Origin of the sequence: Prevotella denticola (assembly GCF_900454835.1) — a bacterium.
In the GTDB taxonomy this organism is placed as follows: Bacteria; Bacteroidota; Bacteroidia; order Bacteroidales; family Bacteroidaceae; genus Prevotella; species Prevotella denticola.
Window position 1 is genome coordinate 837312 of record NZ_UGTM01000001.1, and the last position, 17040, is coordinate 854351.

General features: G+C 48.3%; 13 protein-coding genes and 2 tRNA genes. 5 read left to right on the forward strand and 10 right to left on the reverse strand.

The genetic code is table 11. The annotated features are described in order from the left end of the window. Positions 1 to 580: 580 nt before the first annotated feature. The 4 genes from DYH27_RS03570 to DYH27_RS03585 form a co-directional block, all read right to left on the reverse strand. The gene (locus DYH27_RS03570; protein WP_025067846.1) at positions 581 to 1882 is read right to left on the reverse strand and encodes a M64 family metallopeptidase; all 1302 of its coding nucleotides are present in this window, start codon (positions 1880 to 1882) and stop codon (positions 581 to 583) included. Positions 1883 to 2119: 237 nt separating this feature from the next. Continuing rightward, positions 2120 to 2190: transfer RNA gene (locus DYH27_RS03575), tRNA-Gly, on the reverse strand. A 1-nt stretch (position 2191) separates the two neighbouring features. After that, positions 2192 to 2267, reverse strand: a tRNA-Thr gene (locus DYH27_RS03580). Between the two features lie 185 nt (positions 2268 to 2452). Continuing rightward, positions 2453 to 2896 carry a hypothetical protein gene (locus tag DYH27_RS03585; protein ID WP_025067845.1) on the reverse strand — a complete coding sequence of 148 codons (444 nt, stop codon included), beginning with the start codon at positions 2894 to 2896 and terminating at the stop codon, positions 2453 to 2455. A gap of 263 nt (positions 2897 to 3159) precedes the next feature. On the opposite strand from DYH27_RS03585, the gene DYH27_RS03590 reads away from it, so the two are divergent. Next, on the forward strand, positions 3160 to 3390 hold the full coding sequence (locus tag DYH27_RS03590; RefSeq protein ID WP_029216576.1) for a YecH family metal-binding protein: 231 nt from the start codon (positions 3160 to 3162) through the stop codon (positions 3388 to 3390). Positions 3391 to 3555: 165 nt separating this feature from the next. Next, positions 3556 to 3855: a hypothetical protein gene (locus DYH27_RS03595; RefSeq protein WP_004352130.1), complete on the forward strand. Its 300-nt coding sequence runs from the start codon at positions 3556 to 3558 to the stop codon at positions 3853 to 3855. Between the two features lie 57 nt (positions 3856 to 3912). Here DYH27_RS03595 and DYH27_RS03600 read toward each other — a convergent pair whose 3' ends face one another. Then, the gene (locus DYH27_RS03600; RefSeq protein ID WP_004352189.1) at positions 3913 to 4509 is read right to left on the reverse strand and encodes a sigma-70 family RNA polymerase sigma factor; all 597 of its coding nucleotides are present in this window, start codon (positions 4507 to 4509) and stop codon (positions 3913 to 3915) included. Between the two features lie 117 nt (positions 4510 to 4626). Then, complete coding sequence (locus DYH27_RS03605) at positions 4627 to 5109, reverse strand: DUF6359 domain-containing protein (protein ID WP_025067844.1); 483 nt, start codon at positions 5107 to 5109, stop codon at positions 4627 to 4629. Positions 5110 to 5459: 350 nt separating this feature from the next. Here DYH27_RS03605 and DYH27_RS03610 point away from each other — a divergent pair, with 350 nt between their 5' ends. Then, positions 5460 to 6020: a hypothetical protein gene (locus DYH27_RS03610; RefSeq protein ID WP_025067843.1), complete on the forward strand. Its 561-nt coding sequence runs from the start codon at positions 5460 to 5462 to the stop codon at positions 6018 to 6020. A gap of 876 nt (positions 6021 to 6896) precedes the next feature. Then, positions 6897 to 8084, forward strand: coding sequence for an AGE family epimerase/isomerase (locus DYH27_RS03620; protein ID WP_025067841.1), 1188 nt, complete (start codon positions 6897 to 6899; stop codon positions 8082 to 8084). A 170-nt stretch (positions 8085 to 8254) separates the two neighbouring features. Here DYH27_RS03620 and DYH27_RS03625 read toward each other — a convergent pair whose 3' ends face one another. Continuing rightward, complete coding sequence (locus tag DYH27_RS03625) at positions 8255 to 8944, reverse strand: HAD family hydrolase (RefSeq protein WP_025067840.1); 690 nt, start codon at positions 8942 to 8944, stop codon at positions 8255 to 8257. Positions 8945 to 9493: 549 nt separating this feature from the next. On the opposite strand from DYH27_RS03625, the gene nrdD reads away from it, so the two are divergent. After that, positions 9494 to 11650, forward strand: coding sequence for an anaerobic ribonucleoside-triphosphate reductase (gene nrdD, locus DYH27_RS03630; protein ID WP_025067839.1), 2157 nt, complete (start codon positions 9494 to 9496; stop codon positions 11648 to 11650). Between the two features lie 209 nt (positions 11651 to 11859). Here the strand turns inward: nrdD and DYH27_RS03635 are convergent, their stop codons facing one another. The 3 genes from DYH27_RS03635 to carA form a co-directional block, all read right to left on the reverse strand. Beyond that, positions 11860 to 12447, reverse strand: coding sequence for a hypothetical protein (locus DYH27_RS03635; RefSeq protein WP_025067838.1), 588 nt, complete (start codon positions 12445 to 12447; stop codon positions 11860 to 11862). 197 nt (positions 12448 to 12644) lie between these two features. Continuing rightward, positions 12645 to 15869 (reverse strand): carbamoyl-phosphate synthase (glutamine-hydrolyzing) large subunit, encoded by a 3225-nt coding sequence (gene carB, locus DYH27_RS03640; RefSeq protein WP_025067837.1) that lies wholly within the window; start codon positions 15867 to 15869, stop codon positions 12645 to 12647. Continuing rightward, positions 15869 to 16945 (reverse strand): glutamine-hydrolyzing carbamoyl-phosphate synthase small subunit, encoded by a 1077-nt coding sequence (gene carA / locus DYH27_RS03645; protein WP_029216577.1) that lies wholly within the window; start codon positions 16943 to 16945, stop codon positions 15869 to 15871. Before carA ends, carB begins: the two co-directional genes overlap by 1 nt. Between the last annotated feature and the right edge of the window lie 95 nt (positions 16946 to 17040).

A 17040-nucleotide genomic window follows, 5' to 3' on the forward strand; every position in this document is an offset into this window, starting at 1 on the left:
TCCTCCATTAAGTCTTTGCTTATCGCTGGTACAGTCCCCCGAGGAGACTATGGAGAAATACACCTTCATCGGATGAATTCATAAAAATATCTTTGGTGAATCTTTGATTTTCAGCTGATCGGATTCGGCTTCTTTTTTGAAAGAACATAGCAGACCATACGACTGAAAGAGAAGTTGAATTTGCTGCAAAGAGATGACGGCTTTAAAAGTACCGATATGTCAACGTAGATTTTTAGAACATACTCACCAGCCCCTAATCTGTTTTCATCTTCAGTTGCTGTCATTTTTAACATTCTGTATAAACCGCACATTACAAGCCACTTACAACACATCGGTGTATGAAGGCAGTGACAGCAGCTTTCAAATGTTTCACACACAGTTCTTACTTCCGATATAAATAGGACAAAAGCCAGATGATATTCTCAGCGATATTACCATGAGATAAAAAGTCTGATCGGATACCGACAGTAAGGAATAAGAGGCAGACATCCTCCCCGGTTCACAGCTTGATGGCTTCATCGGACCGGCAAGGACGTCTGCCTCTATTGTCTTACTGGCTAACGTTTTGTCAGATTCTGTACTACTCTCCTGTATAGAATTTGATTAGTTTGGTCAGTCCCAGGCGACAAGCCGGACAGAACTCCGGATGTGTATTGGTGCGCATACGGCAGTCTGGAAAGGCCCGGTAGACGCCGTGCTGAGAATAGCCGGCCGGTTCGTAGGCACCTACCTTCCACTTGTCACGTCGAGTATTCGGCTTGTCCAGATCGGAAGGCTGCGGTGTCGGCAACGGTGTCTTTTTGTCGATGAGTTTTTCCCATTTTCCATGGAAGTCGACAAGTGTGGTAAGATTCGGCTCCCATGGTTCTACGTCTGTAGGATACATACTTATCTGTTCCTGATCATAGGCATATTCGTCTCCCAGTCCTGCAAAGGAATGGCCGAATTCATGAACGACAACCGGCTTGAAATAAGCATGATGCGCCATGGAGAGATTGTAGGAGTTCAGGATGCCGCCACCACCGTACTTCTCTGTATTCACGAGTACGATAATGTGCTCATAAGGAGTTCCGGCCAGCCAGTCGTGGAGATCTTTCAGATGGAGCGTCGTCAGATACCGGTCGCTGTAGAACGTATCGAAATGCGAATGCAAAGCCGTATTCTTCCAGATGCCTTTCGAGGGCTCTGAGGTACCGCTTTCCACAGACGGAGACTTGACTGCTACGATATTGAACCGCTGTCGCAGCGACTTGAATGGCTCGTGGGCAAAGAGAGCTTCCATTGCTGTACGGCAATCCTCGATAAAGGTCGGCATTTCCGCCTCCTTGTATCCCTCGGCAACATAGGCGATATGGATGCAGTGTGTAGGGTCTGCGGCTTTCTGCAGGGTTTCATAGGGTGTCACAGACCGCTCACCGATATGACGAATGAGTATGTCATGCGGTGCGACTGTATGTGTCATTGATACTGTCACCTCTCGGCGGTTGTTTTTCAGTTCGATGGTCACATCGGCAGAATCCTTGGGATAAGGAACAAGAAATACATTCTCAAAGGATTTCTCGGATGGCTTCTTTGCTTCGTCATACGTCAGCCACTCCTGGAAAAGTGTCGAGAATGAATTGCGGTAGATGACCTTTTGTGTGCGATGGTCGCGGACAACAATCTGTCCGTTTCCCTCTACCGGCACTTCGGCCAGTCGGTCGTGCTTTCCATACCAGTGCGGGATGCGTGACAATTCGTCTACGGCAATTGCCTGATGTTTCGCATTGCCGGCAAAGATGTAATCAAGCCGAAGGGTGGCATCCTCAAAGTAACGGTCAAAGTCCTGTGCCGTAGCTGTCAGCCCAACAGCCAGGAGCATTAAAGTGATGATTTTTCTCATAGGTTAATCATTAAATCAGGGTTATTAATTCTGTTTCTCCAATATCTACAAGTCCGGCGGCAACATTGAATCCGAAGTCCGGATAAAGCGTTTCCAATCGTCACCCCCTTCTGGATTGCAAAGTTATCAATAATAATGGGAAAAGCAAAGAACAGAAGGATATTTAATTACGTTCTGATAGAAAAAAAAGAGACAACTCTGTGTGAGTTGTCTCTTTACTGAAGATAAACGATACTGAGCGGAATACGGGAATCGAACCCGCCTCCCAGGCTTGGGAAGCCCGTACACTACCGATGTGCTAATTCCGCATGGAGCCGATACCCGGACTCGAACCGGGGACCTACGCATTACGAATGCGTTGCTCTACCAACTGAGCCATATCGGCGGTATTGCGGTGCAAAGGTACATTAAAAAAAGCAAACAGCCAAATTTTAAATTGTGATTTTTGAAACAAACTTTATTCTTCCTACCGCAGACAATCTGTTCACTTTTTGGGTGAAGTGGCAGACAGATGAAGGAGTGTACAAGATAACCTTCAAGCCGGACACTACATCCATTTCTCATCTGTCTTTACTTCTCAATCGCATAATCAACATACTTCCTGTCTACAACTATCAGGAAGAACGGCTGTGTAGAGAAGGGCAGTTCTTCTCCTTGTTTCAGCTTGTATTTCAAGATGAGTCGGTTTTTCCCTTTTACGGTAAGCGAGAGTGGGGAAAGGTCGGTCTTCCGGTTGGTTTCCGGGAGGATAAAAGCAATTGCGAACTTCCTGCGGAAATCAATCTTAGTTGGTTCTCCATCTTTCCCCATAGTTGCTGCCTCGCCAAATTCTTTTTCGAGAACAGTTCGTGAAGTAATCTTCTTCATGACCGGTACTGTCGTCTTGCCTATGTGGAAATAGTTGTGTGCCTCTGTGAAACGAAGCTGGTTGCCATTGTCTGATACAGTCTTGACCGTGCTGCATGAAGTCAATAACACCATTGCTGCAGCAAAAGAAACCAGGAGCTTTTTCATTGTTGATTATTCTTTTGAAAATATGTAATCCTATGTTTATGAGTCTGCTTTCTCTACAGAACAGAAGTGAAAAGCAAGACGGATTTTGTGCTCAAACGGCTGCTATCCGAACACAAAAGTAACTAATAATAATAGATTCCGGATAAAATCTCTCTTGAAAATAAGTTAAGTTAACAGATGGCACGCCATTTGTTGATGAACATCAGAGGCAAAGAAGTACTTTGTCTGACATTATTAATAAAAAAGGATTAATAAAAAGGAAAATGGCACATGGACATGATGTTCTCCACATGATGGAAGGCAATCGTTACAACACAAAGGAGGATTTGGTAAAGGCAATCATCGAACACTTCGGCGCGGAGGAGCGTTTCCATACCTGCTCAGCCGAGGGAATGGATGCGACCGAACTGGTTGATTTCCTCACGGGCCGCGGTAAATTTAAGCCGGCAGGAGATGGCTTTACGGTAGACAGCAGTAAAATTTGCAACCATTGAAGAAAGAAGTGGGGAGAAATGAAAATTCAGAGTATACAATATGAAAAGTGGGCGGGCTTATCCGTGGATTTCCTCTTTCCCACTCTGTTTTCTTCAAGAGATTATTACAATTTTTTCAAGAGACCATTACAATTATAGTATAAAATCAGAATTAAAGACAAGGTGATGATAAAGATTTATGGAATGAGCACTTGTCCGGACTGTATTGCCGTTGACAAGCAAGTTGAGGGAGATAACCGTTACGAAATCATCGATATCGGCTCCCACGTGAAGTATCTGAAAGAGTTCCTGCGCCTGCGCGACAACAACAGTGTGTTTGACGAGGCCAGAAAACATGGCTATGCCGGCATTCCCTGTTTCGTATTGGAGGACGGCACCGTAACACTTTCTCCGGAAGAGGCCGGCATACAAATGGACGAAGCCCGGCCGGCAGCATCCTGCCGGCTGGACGGAACCGGTTGCTGACCTCCGGTATCTCCAGTCCACAGGCAGCTTCCCTGCCTGTGGACAGGAACGGCCGTCTTATGTCAGCTGTAAGCTCACCTTATGCTCACGCACCATTCTTCGCAGATTCAGAATGGCATAGCGCATACGCCCCAGACTGGTATTGATGCTGACACCGGTTGTCTCGGCAATCTCCTTGAAAGACATTTCCTGATAAAAACGCATGAAGACCACCTCACGCTGTGATGCCGGAAGCAGATTCATCAGCCGCTTCACATCTGAGAGTGTCTGGCTGTTGATAAACTGGCATTCTATATTATCGGTAACGGTATCGTCACTCCCCACATTCGACAGGTCATTGTCCTTGGGGGCATCAACCACCTTGTCGGCACGCTGGAAACGGTACCAGTCCATGATGACATTGTGGGCTATGCGCATGAGCCATGCCGAGAATTTCCCTGTCGGAGAGTACTTCCCCTGCTGGAGCCTTGTAATTATCTTTACGAATGTCTCCTGGAACAAGTCATCGGCGGCATCCCTGTCACGTACAACAAAGAGAATGTACGAGAAGAGCTTTGACTGATTGCGCAACAGCAATAAATCGAAAGCCTCGTTGCTTCCTTCAATGTATGCCAATGCCAACTGCTCGTCGGTCATCTCATTCAGATTCTTCATATTTTTGTTTTCTTATGAAGTAAAGATGTTTCGATAGGCGATTCTGACTTTTATCCTTTATTTGGCTTGCAAATATAAGTATTTTTATTTTTCGCTGCAAATTTTTTACACGAAAAGTCACTCGTCAAGCCATTCGCTTGCCTCTACATGTCTCTTCATGCCAGGTATTCCCAGATATTTCTGCTTCATACCATAAAAGGCAATCGGTCTGCCATGGTTCTGCGGATGGGCGACCAGTCCTATCTCGCTTTTCATCCTCTTTCCTACCAACTGAATGGAAATGACCCTTTCAGGATCAGATTCGTCCGGACTGTCTGCCAGGAGGACAGCTGATTCAAGCGAAAAAGGCGGCTCCCACTCTGCCTGCCTGATACTCCTGCTGCACGCCCCCACGATATAGCCTTTCACCCATACGTACCTGTCGCCGAACGAACCGCTGCGGAATGCCTCCACACTATAGACTTTCTGCTCGTCGTCATCATCGTCAGAGGGTGCGGGAACCTGTGTCTCCTTACCGTCTTCTGCGGGCAATACCGTCTTTCCGCAACCAGCCAGAAGAAAGACTGCAAAAAGCAACCCTGTCAATCTGTTTTGTTTCATAGAATCAAGTTTGGTTAGGTGCTGCAAAGTTAAAAAAAGATTCTGAATATGTCAAATCTGGCACACAAGAAAAGAGGTTGGTGCAGGAAGCGACCAACCTCGAATGCGATTTAGCAAAATATCTAAATCTTGAAAAACACGTCACAAATATAAAGCAAATTGCAGAAAAACACAAATCCTACAGCAAGAAAATAACGTTTTTAACATTGTAAGCGCACACAGCACGGGAAAGGAGGAGGAAGTCTCCTGCCCATCTGACCGGAACAGAAGAAAATTATATGTCATTAAGTTGCATATCTCATGGGAAATACCTAATTTTGTACTATTATAAACCTTTAAAACAAATTATTATGAACAAAATTCTACGTTTGACGTTCATTGCTGTACTTGCAGCAATGAGTTCTTTATCTTTTGCACAGAAAACTGTGACATTCAGTGCGACACAAGACCATGAAACAAAAGAAGCTATTACCAAAGATGTTATTACAATTGCTATTACAAAAGGTACTCTGGATAACAAGTATGCTTACCGAATCTACAAGGGCAGCACATTGACCGTATCATCAGCCAAGGAGGATATCGTGAAGATCGTTATGATATGCGATGATTATTCGGGCGGTGCCTATCTGGCTGATGGTTTTAAGACTGGTAATGGACTGACTATTTCTTCAGACAAGAAGACTGCAACATGGGAAGGTAATACAAAAAAGGTTGAGTTTACGACACCAATACATCAGGTACGTGTAAAAAGCTTTACCATTACTTTGAAAGATGTTCCGTCAGGCATCGAGGAAATCAGCAACGGCTCTCTGAACGGGGAGGCTCCGATTTACAACCTCGCAGGCCAGCGTGTAAGCAAGGAATACAAGGGAGTCGTCATCCAGAATGGAAAGAAGTTCATCAAGAAGTGAGACCGTTTATGCAACGGAGAATGGCCGAAACAGCCCGGTAAGGCTCTGGGAAATAATACTTAGGGCAGACAGAGATGTCTGCCTTTTTTAGTTCCTCACGCTCGTGTAGGAGATTCTGAGAGACACCTCGTGTACAAGGCGCATCAGTTTTTTTAATTGACGTCTCAATACATCATTTAATGAATTGACATCTCAATACACCTTTTATTTATGGAGAGGAGACCGTCGTACCGGAAAGAGGTACAGATGCTTTCCTGTTTTGTCTGTAAATTTTACTCTCGGTTGAACTGGATGGAGTATGGAGGTGTACACCCTCTACAGGTTCAACAAAAGTCAGGTATATGGGTGAGAAGAGGAAAATACAGTTTGAAGCTAAGTCACTTATAGACAGAGACTTGATCATGGTATTGGAAAAGGTGCTTAGTTGCGGTGCAGAAGGGCGTTAGTTGGCGTGCAAGTAAGCACTACTTGACATACTGACAGGCGTTGATTGGAACGCAGACTGTGGCAGTCCCGATAACACTGCTTGTCATTCATCTGTTCTTTGTATGCTGCTGTGGCAGGAAACTGTTATCTGACAGGTACAATATGTAAAACTATTTCACAACTCTTCTAAAGACTCTGTCTCCCCCCGCCCTTGCCGTCTTGAACCGCATAGGCATGATTGGATTTCATCCTCTCTCTGCCGTCAATGACCGTATAATCCGTCTGACACGAAGGGATTTTCCTTTCCATTTTCTTGGCTAATTGACAAATTAATCCTAATTTTGCCAGACCTTGATGGTAAAAAGTATTGCTTTGTACATACACAGGAAGGGTTGTCTTTCTGTGCTATCCTGCTAAAAACAAAAGATATAGTCAATATCACCTAAAAATATGGATAAGAAAGAATATTTGCGTTCATGGGCCGAGGCCTACAGGAACGACCTGACAAACAACATTATGCCGTTCTGGCTGAACCATGGATGGGACAGAGAGAACGGCGGAATCTACACCTGCCTCGACCGTGACGGATCGCTGATGGACACCACCAAGTCTGTATGGTTCCAGGGACGGTGGGCATTCATCTGTGCCTTCGCATACAACAATGTAGAACAGAATCCTATATGGCTCGATGCCTCCAGGTCTGCCATCGACTTCATCGAGGAGCATTGCTTCGATACAGATGGACATATGTACTTTGAGGTGACGGCAGAGGGGAAACCGCTCCGCAAACGCCGTTATGTCTTCTCGGAAACCTTCGCTGCCATAGCCTTTGCTGAATACGCCTTGGCAACAGGCGACAGGCATTATGCTGAAAGGGCATTGCAGGTCTTCCATGATGCACAGCGTTTCCTCTCCACGCCGGGCTTCCTTCCTGCCAAATACGAAGCAGGTGTAAAGATGCAGAGCCACTCCATCATCATGATTCTCATCAATGTGGGGTCGCGCCTCCGTGAGGTGATCGACGACCCGACGCTGACCCGGCAGATTGATGCATCCATCTCGCTGCTCAGCCGTTACTTCATGCACCCGGAGTTCAAGGCTCTGCTGGAAACAGTAGGACCGAAGGGCGAGTTTATCGATACGAACATCGCACGCACCATCAACCCCGGGCATTGCATCGAGACCGCCTGGTTTATCATGGAAGAAGCGAAACGGCGCAGCTGGGACAAGGGGCTGCTCGCCCTCGCCCTCACCATCTTCAACTGGTCATGGGATTGGGGATGGGACAAGCAGTACGGCGGTATCATCAATTTCCGTGACTGCCGTAACCTCCCGCCGCAGGACTATTCGCAGGACATGAAGTTCTGGTGGCCGCAATGTGAGACAATCATCGCCTCGCTCTATGCCTATCTCGGCACGGGCGATGACGAGTATCTCTACCGCCATCAGCGTATCAGCGAATGGACCTACGCTCATTTCCCCGACCCGGATTATCCGGAGTGGTATGGCTATCTCCACCGTGACGGGACAGTCGCACAGCCTGCCAAAGGCAACATCTTCAAGGGTCCGTTCCATATTCCCCGCATGATGATCAAGGGGCATATGCTCTGTCAGGAGATTCTGAAGACTATGGAATAGAAAGGAGTCCCTCCTTTCTTCTTTTTATGGAGAGGGAGATCTGAAATCAGAATTCCCCCATGGCATCGCCGGCCGGCGGCGATGCCATGGGGGATTGTTGTAAGTTAAGATTCCGTTCCCGTCAGCCGGAAAGGCGGTGTATGGGAAGCGGCTTCAGTCTCAGAAGTCCTTTACAGCAGATCCGGCAACTGCACGAATTCCTTCAGCCTCAGCAGGTGAGGATGGTCATACTCCTCCACGACCTCATGCTGCCATACCGTATGAAAAGGGATATGTGCCGCCCATCCGCCGAGCTTCAGGACAGGCTCAATGTCTGAACGGAAGGAATTGCCCACCATCAGCAGCTGTCCGACCTTTACGCCGAACTGATGGCAGAGATGATGATAAGCCTCTTCCGTCTTGTCGGATACGACAATAATATCCTCAAAATAAGGACGCAGTCCGGAACGGTTGAATTTACTTTCCTGGTCGAGCAGTTCACCTTTCGTGAACACCACCAGATGATATTTTCCTGATTCGTGCAACACCTCCAGCGTCTTCTCCACACCTTCTATCGGCTTGCCCGGCAATCGCAGCAGGCTTTTACCCAGGCCGATGATTTTCGTCACTTCCTCTGCTGTCAGCTGTTCATCGCTCACCCGTGCGGCGTTCTCCAACAGGGACAGTATGAAAGCTTTGCTGCCATAGCCGAAGAGGGGCATATTTGCCGTTTCAGTGGCAAAGAGGGCTTTCGATATTTCGTCCGCCGGGGCGTAAGGCGAAAGCAGTCTGCAGTATTCTTTCTCTACCTTTTCAAAATAGGTCTGACACTCCCAAAGCGTGTCATCGGCGTCGAAGGCTATCAATGAAATATCTGTCATAGTCATATCGTTTCGACCTGCAAAAGTACGTCATTTATCCTTTAAAACAAAACGCATCAACATTTTTTTATTTACCAGTACCGGGTCTGAGATGGCATCCTATTATCCGATTCTCGTGGCTACAACGGTCAATCCATGTCGAGAGCCTGACTTTTCCCGCAAACATTACAAGTCATAGCGAGGCTACAACCACACGAAGTAAAGTACAGCTACAGCCCTAAATCTTAAACCTTTATCCTACTGGTATTTGCAGCTGACAGTCATCGGGAACAGATGATTATTTCATTTTTTTAAGACAGAGAATACTTTGAAAAGTGAATACTTTTGCCTATCTTTGCAGCATCAAAGTTTATCAAAACGGAAAACTTTTGATGAAGAGAAAAAGAAAAAGTTATCCAAAACGGACAACTTCATGCTATTCTCCAAGGACACTGCTGCTCACTCTGTAGCAACTCCTCGCCAAGGACAAAGAAGTACCCTGTTAACGTTTACCAACGTCTATACAGTGTCCATCAAAGCTTATTAACGCCTAAAAATAAAAGCAAGACAATGGAAATAAAGAACTTCACAATCACCAAGCGTGACGGGTCGAAGGAACGGTTCTCCCTCGACAAGATAATGAATGCCATCCTCAAGGCATTCGAGAGTGTCAACGAGCCGACCGATCTGGGGACAATGTCGAAGATCATCGCCGACTTGGATATCCAGAATGACATCAAGGTGGAAGACATACAGAACCAGGTGGAAACAGCACTTATGAAGGAGGGTTTCTATCAGGTGGCAAAGAGTTTCATCGTCTACCGCCAGCAGCACACAGAAGACCGTGAGACTCTCGAGAAGATGAAGTTCCTCTCCGACTATTGTGTAGCAAAGAATGCTGCCACAGGGTCTAAATTTGACGCCAATGCCAATGTCGAACACAAGAACATCGCTACGCTCATCGGCGAACTGCCGAAGCAGGGATTCATCCGGCTGAACCGCCGCTTGCTTGTCGACCGCATCAAAAAGATGTATGGCAAAGAGATGGCTGACGAATATATCGACCTCCTCACCCACCATTTTATATATAAGAACGACGAGACGAACCTCGCCAACTACTGTGCCTCCATCACGATGTATCCCTGGCTCATCGGTGGAACGACCTCCATCGGCGGCAACTCTACGGCCCCGACAAACCTCAAGAGCTTCTGCGGTGGGTTCATCAATATGGTGTTCATGGTTTCTTCCATGCTTGCCGGAGCCTGTGCCACACCGGAGTTCCTGATGTACATGAACTACTTTATTCAGAAGGAATACGGTAAGGACTACTGGAAACGGGCTGACGAAGTGGTGGACCTCAGCCTCAAAAAGCGCACGATTGACAAGATCATCACGGATGACTTCGAGCAGATTGTCTACTCGCTCAACCAACCTACCGGCGCACGCAACTATCAGGCCGTGTTCTGGAATATCTCCTATTACGACCGCCCGTATTTCGAGTCGCTCTTCGGGAACTTCTACTTCCCAGACGGATCGCAACCTGACTGGGAAAGTCTGTCGTGGCTACAGAAGCGGTTCATGTCCTGGTTCAACCAGGAACGTCTGAAGACTGTCCTGACTTTCCCGGTCGAGACGATGGCACTGCTGGCTGAGAACGGAGACTGCAAGGACAAGGAATGGGGTGACTTCACTGCCAAGATGTACTCGGAAGGCCACAGCTTCTTCACTTATATGAGCGACAATGCCGACTCGCTCAGCTCCTGCTGCCGTCTGCGCAACGAAATCCAGGACAACGGCTTCTCCTATACACTCGGTGCAGGCGGTGTCTCGACAGGTTCGAAGAGCGTGCTGACCATCAATCTCAACCGCTGTATCCAGTATGCTGTCAACCACGACCTCGACTACAAGGAGTACCTGGAGCATGTAATCGTATTGTGCCATAAAGTTCAGCTGGCGTATAACGAGAATCTCAAGGAGCTGCTGCACAACCACATGCTGCCGCTTTTTGATGCCGGTTACATCAATATCGACCGTCAGTATCTTACTATCGGTATCAACGGTCTTGTAGAAGCGGCAGAGTTCATGGGGCTAAACATCACGCCTAACGAAGACTACAAGAAATTCGTGCAGACTGTTCTCGGCCTGATAGAGAAACAGAACAAGGCTTTCCGGACGAAAGAGGCAATGTTCAACTGTGAGATGATTCCTGCCGAAAACGTGGGGGTGAAGCACGCCAAATGGGACCGTGAGGACGGCTACTTCGTTCCACGTGACTGTTACAACAGTTATTTCTATCGTGTAGAAGACAATTCGCTGACCATTCTTGACAAGTTCAAACTGCACGGCGCACCGTACATTGAGCACCTCACCGGCGGGTCGGCCCTCCACATGAATCTTGAGGAGCATCTCTCAGAACCCCAGTACCGACAGCTTCTGCGTGTTGCGGCACAGGAAGGCTGCAACTACTTCACTTTCAATATTCCCAACACTATCTGCAACGACTGTGGACATATTGACAAACGTTATCTCCACGAGTGTCCGCATTGCCACTCCAAAAACGTGGACTACCTCACTCGCATCATCGGTTATATGAAACGTGTAAGCAATTTCTCTGCACCGCGTCAGGAAGAAGCTCATCGCCGTTACTACATCAACGCTTCTGACGAGCCTTCCCAGACAGGAAAAAGCATGAAAGAGTGCGAGAAAGCATCAGCCATTGCGAAATAGAGCAGAAAGCTGGAGAAAACACCAGTAATCCTAAAAGAAAGCCTGACATTGTACATCCCGATGGGACATACATTGTCAGGCTTTTGCTTTTCAATCAGTGCAAGTCTTCGTACTGTGAGCACCTTCATTCCCGACGCACTGGGAATACTGTTCCCGACGGCTGGGAGTACTGTTCCCAACAGCTGGGAATAATATTCCCGACGGCTAAGTCACTTCCGCCTTCTGTCTGCCAACCCGGGAATTGCGTCGAAACTATAGACAAGAGACCCACTGGTGAAGGTGGTTGTCTCTATCTTCAGTGAACGGTTCTTACGCAAGCAATCGACAAAGGCAACCGGATTCTGAATGAAGGCGGAGTCTGTCTGCTTGCTGATACCCGGTTTGTAGGTAAAACGTCCCACCTCATCGCCACGTGCATAGATGCGGACAAAGTTGGTGCTGTCATAACTGTTGCCGGAGAACTGCTCACCATCGCCAAGGATCATACACGCCTCAATACCCACACGTCCAAGATAACGGATACGAATGGTCATGCGGTTGGAGGCCGTGATCTGTGAATTCTTGTTCGGTGCGCTCTGTATCGTGGCCACAGCTGAATCGTTCTGATAAGACCAGGACGAGACGTAAGCCCCCTCGTCTGAAGGGGCACTGTCGAGATTGACAGCCATCATCGTATCGACCTGTGTCGTATCATAATGCCCTACACCACGTGAAGAGCATCCAGAACAGGATGAGAAAGCAGCTGCTGCCATAGCTGCAAGAGCCATGGGCAGTGACCTCATACTATGATGTTTCATGTCTTTAAGGATTTAAAGTGTTCATGAGGAGTTGGAAGAAGCTAAAGGAGTTAAGGAACTGCTTTCAGTTCCTTGTCCCGGAAGCCAGGGGAGGCAGACAGGTCAGGGTCAGCAGTGTCTTATAGGAAACAGATGACAATGATAGCAGCTGCTTCGGCTTCTTTGATTCCCCTGACCTCTCTAACTCCAGAGAAACATCAATATTCCCCCCACGCCTTGATGTCAATGTCGTCGAGACTTACATTGCAGAAGGCATGGATAAATGCACTCGCCAGACGGCTGTTTGTAATCAACGGAACATTGAGGTCGATGGCTGCACGGCGGATTTTATAGCCATTGGTGAGTTCACGCGGGGTAAGGTCCTTCGGCATATTCACTACCATGTCTATCTTCTTTTCGTGCAGCAGGCTGATTGCTTGCGGCAGCTTCCCTTCGTCAGAAGGCATATAGACGAGGGTGTTCTCTATGCCATTTTCCGTGAGGTACTTCGACGTGCCCACCGTCGCATAGAGTTCGTAACCATGCTGTTTCAACATCTTCGCCGCATCAAGCATCTCTGCCTTCTGCTTTGCGCCGCCTGTTGAAAGCAGCACCGTCTTCTTGGGAATACGCTGCCCCACAGAGAGCATCGACTTCAGAAGAGCCGTAGAGGTGTCATCGCCCAGACAGCCCACTTCACCTGTAGAACTCATGTCGACACCGAGTACCGGGTCGGCCTTCTGCAAACGGTTGAACGAGAACTGAGAAGCCTTGATACCCACATAGTCGAGGTCGAAGAGGTTCTTGCCTGGTTTCTCGACAGGTACGCCGAGCATGATCTTCGTAGCAAGGTCAATGAAGTTCAGCTTCAGTACTTTGCTGACAAACGGGAATGAGCGGCTCGCACGGAGGTTACACTCGATGACAAGGATGTCATTCTCACGTGCCATATACTGGATGTTGAACGGTCCGTTGATATGCAGTTTCTTCGCAATCTGGCGGCTGATGCGTTTGATACGGCGCACCGTCTCGACATAGAGTTTCTGTGGCGGGAACTGGATGGTGGCATCCCCGGAATGGACACCGGCGAACTCAATGTGTTCGGAGATGGCGTATGCCATGATTTCGCCGTCCTGTGCCACAGCATCCATTTCTATTTCCTTGGCGTGCTCGATGAACTTGCTGACTACAACAGGATGATCCTCGCTGACATTGGCTGCCAGCTGCAGGAAGCGTGTAAGCTCGTCTTTGTTGGAGCAGACGTTCATCGCCGCACCAGAGAGAACGTATGACGGACGGACAAGGACAGGGAAGCCGACACGATCGACAAACCTGTCGATGTCGTCCATGCTGGTCAATGCACTCCATTCAGGCTGGTTGATGCCGTTCTCTGTCAACATCGACGAAAACTTGGCACGGTCTTCGGCATTGTCAATGTCCTTTGCCGCCGTACCGAGGATGGGCACATTCTCCTCATCAAGGTACATGGCGAGGTTGTTGGGAATCTGCCCACCTGTCGATACAATCACGCCATGAGGATTTTCCGCATCGATGATATCCATCACCCGCTCGAAAGTCAGTTCGTCGAAGTAAAGACGGTCGCACATATCGTAATCCGTCGATACGGTCTCCGGATTATAGTTGATCATGATGGATCGGTAGCCCTGCCGGCGGATGGTATTCAAAGCCTGGACGCCGCACCAGTCGAATTCCACCGAGCTGCCGATACGGTATGCACCCGAGCCGAGCACGATGACCGAATTGCGATCATTGGAGAACGTGACATCAGATGCCACGCCAGCATAAGTGACATAGAGGTAATTGGTCTGTGCCGGATATTCCGCAGCCAAGGTGTCAATCTGTTTTACGACAGGAAGAATGCCGAAACCCTTTCGCAGGCGGCGGACAATCATCATTGCCTTGTGCATGTTCTGGCATTCCTCTTCCAGTCCTACGGCACGTGCTATCTGGAAATCGGTGAAGCCGTATGTCTTGGCTGCACGCAGCAGTTCCTTGTCAAGTGTGTTGATATTCTTGCGTTTCAGTTTCTCGTCAATGTCGATGATGTGCCGGAGTTTATAGAGGAACCAACGGTCAATCTTTGTCAGGTCGTGAATCTGGTCGACGGTGTAGCCCCGGTGCATCGCCTTGGAGATGAGGAAAATACGCTTATCCGTCGGCTCACGGAGTGCCGCATTGAGGTCGTCAATCTGCAGTTCTTTGTTCTCGACAAAGCCGTGCATACCCTGACCTATCATGCGGAGACCCTTCTGAATCGCTTCCTCGAAGTTACGACCGATGGCCATTACCTCGCCGACCGACTTCATGCTGGAACCCAGTTCCTTGTCCACACCGCGGAACTTGCTGAGATCCCAGCGTGGTATCTTGCAGACTACATAGTCGAGTGCCGGCTCGAAGAATGCAGAAGTGGTCTTCGTAACGGAGTTCTTCAGTTCAAACAGTCCATACCCCATACCCAGCTTGGCAGCTACGAAAGCAAGCGGATAGCCTGTCGCCTTGCTGGCCAGTGCAGAAGAACGGGAGAGGCGGGCATTGACCTCAATGACCCGGTAGTCCTCGCTCTCGGGGTCGAAGGCATACTGGACGTTGCATTCACCGACGATGCCGATATGGCGGACGATCTTGATGGACAGCGCACGCAGCTTATGGTACTCGCTGTTGGAAAGTGTCTGGGACGGTGCTATGACGATAGACTCTCCCGTATGGATGCCGAGCGGATCAAAGTTCTCCATGTTGCAGACCGTGATACAGTTGTCGTAACGGTCGCGTACAACCTCATATTCAATCTCTTTCCAACCCTTCAGGCTCTTCTCGACAAGCACCTGCGGAGAGAATGAAAAAGCCTTCTCGCAAAGTGTATTCAGTTCTTCCTCGTTATCGGCAAAGCCGCTGCCGAGTCCCCCTAATGCATAAGCAGCACGGACGATGACCGGATAGCCGAGTGTCTTTGCGGCCAGACGGGCCTGCTGAATATCCTCACAAGCCTCGCTCTTGATGGTTCTGACATCAATCTCGTCCAGTCTTTCCACGAATAGTTCGCGGTCTTCGGTGTCCATGATAGCTCTGACAGGAGTACCCAATACCTTTACATTATACTTTCTCAGTACGCCTTTCTTGTCCAGTTCCACACCACAGTTCAATGCCGTCTGCCCACCGAAAGACAGCAGGATGCCATCAGGACGTTCTTTCTCTATGACACGCTCAACGAAGTAAGGTTGAACCGGAAGAAAGTAAATCTGGTCTGCTACACCCTCGGATGTCTGGACCGTAGCAATGTTCGGATTGATCAGAACCGTAGAAACGCCTTCCTCACGCAGTGCCTTCAATGCCTGTGAGCCGGAGTAATCGAACTCGCCCGCCTCACCAATCTTCAATGCGCCTGAACCAAGTATCAGGACTTTCTTTATTGACTCGTCTTTCATTATTTCAGTGTCTCTACGAATTTATCAAACATAAAGTAAGTGTCTACCGGACCGGAGCAGGCCTCCGGGTGGAACTGAGAGGTAAACCAAGGGTTCTCCTTGTGGCAGATTCCTTCGTTACTGCCGTCGTTCATGTTCACAAACAGCTCACGCCAGTCCTTGTCAAGTGTTGACGCATCAACGGCATAGCCATGATTCTGTGAGGTGATGTAGCACTTCTCTGTCCCCACCATACGCACCGGCTGATTGTGTCCTCGATGACCGTATTTCAACTTGTAAATCGTTGCCCCCGCTGCCTTTGACAGCAACTGGTTACCCATGCAGATACCGCAGATAGGCTTCTTGCTCCTGTTCATCTGCTTGCGGATGATTTCAACGGCATCGCTGCACATATCCGGGTCGCCCGGACCGTTGGCAAGGAAGAGGCCGTCATAGTCCATATCGGTGTAATCATAGTTCCAGGGAACACGGATTACCTCTACACCTCTTTTAATAAGGGAACGGATGATATTGGCCTTCACGCCGCAGTCAACGAGCACAACTTTCTTACCGGCACCCTCATTATAGCGGACAATCTCCTTGGTTGAAACACGGTCTACAAAATTAACACCCTCGTAGTCAGCCTCAGGGATATTGTCTGGTTCATCATCAAAGAGAATCTTACCCATCATCACACCATGCTCACGCAGCACCTTGGTAAGCTCTCGGGTATCAATTCCTGTTATACCCGGTACGTGCTCTCGCTTCAGCCAGTCGCCCAGACTCTCCACGGCATTCCAGTGTGAATATTGCTCCGTATAGTCGGATACGATGATGGCAGAGGCATATATCCTTTCACTTTCCATGAAGGTTGGAATGCCATTCGAATCGAATGTGAAAGGTGGTACACCGTAATTGCCTACCAACGGGAAAGTCATTGTAAGCAGCTGCCCGGCATAGGAGGGGTCGGTCAGGCTCTCTGGATAGCCCATCATGGCTGTATTGAATACCACTTCTCCAGCCACAGGAGCATCGTATCCAAACGACTTTCCATGGAATTTTGTTCCGTCACTCAGGACTAAAGTTACGTTCCTCATTATTATTTAGTATTGTTGGGTTGTTTGTTCTTTCCAATCTTCAGCATGACAATATGTATATATCTTTGTGAGTATGAATACTTTCATTCAAGATA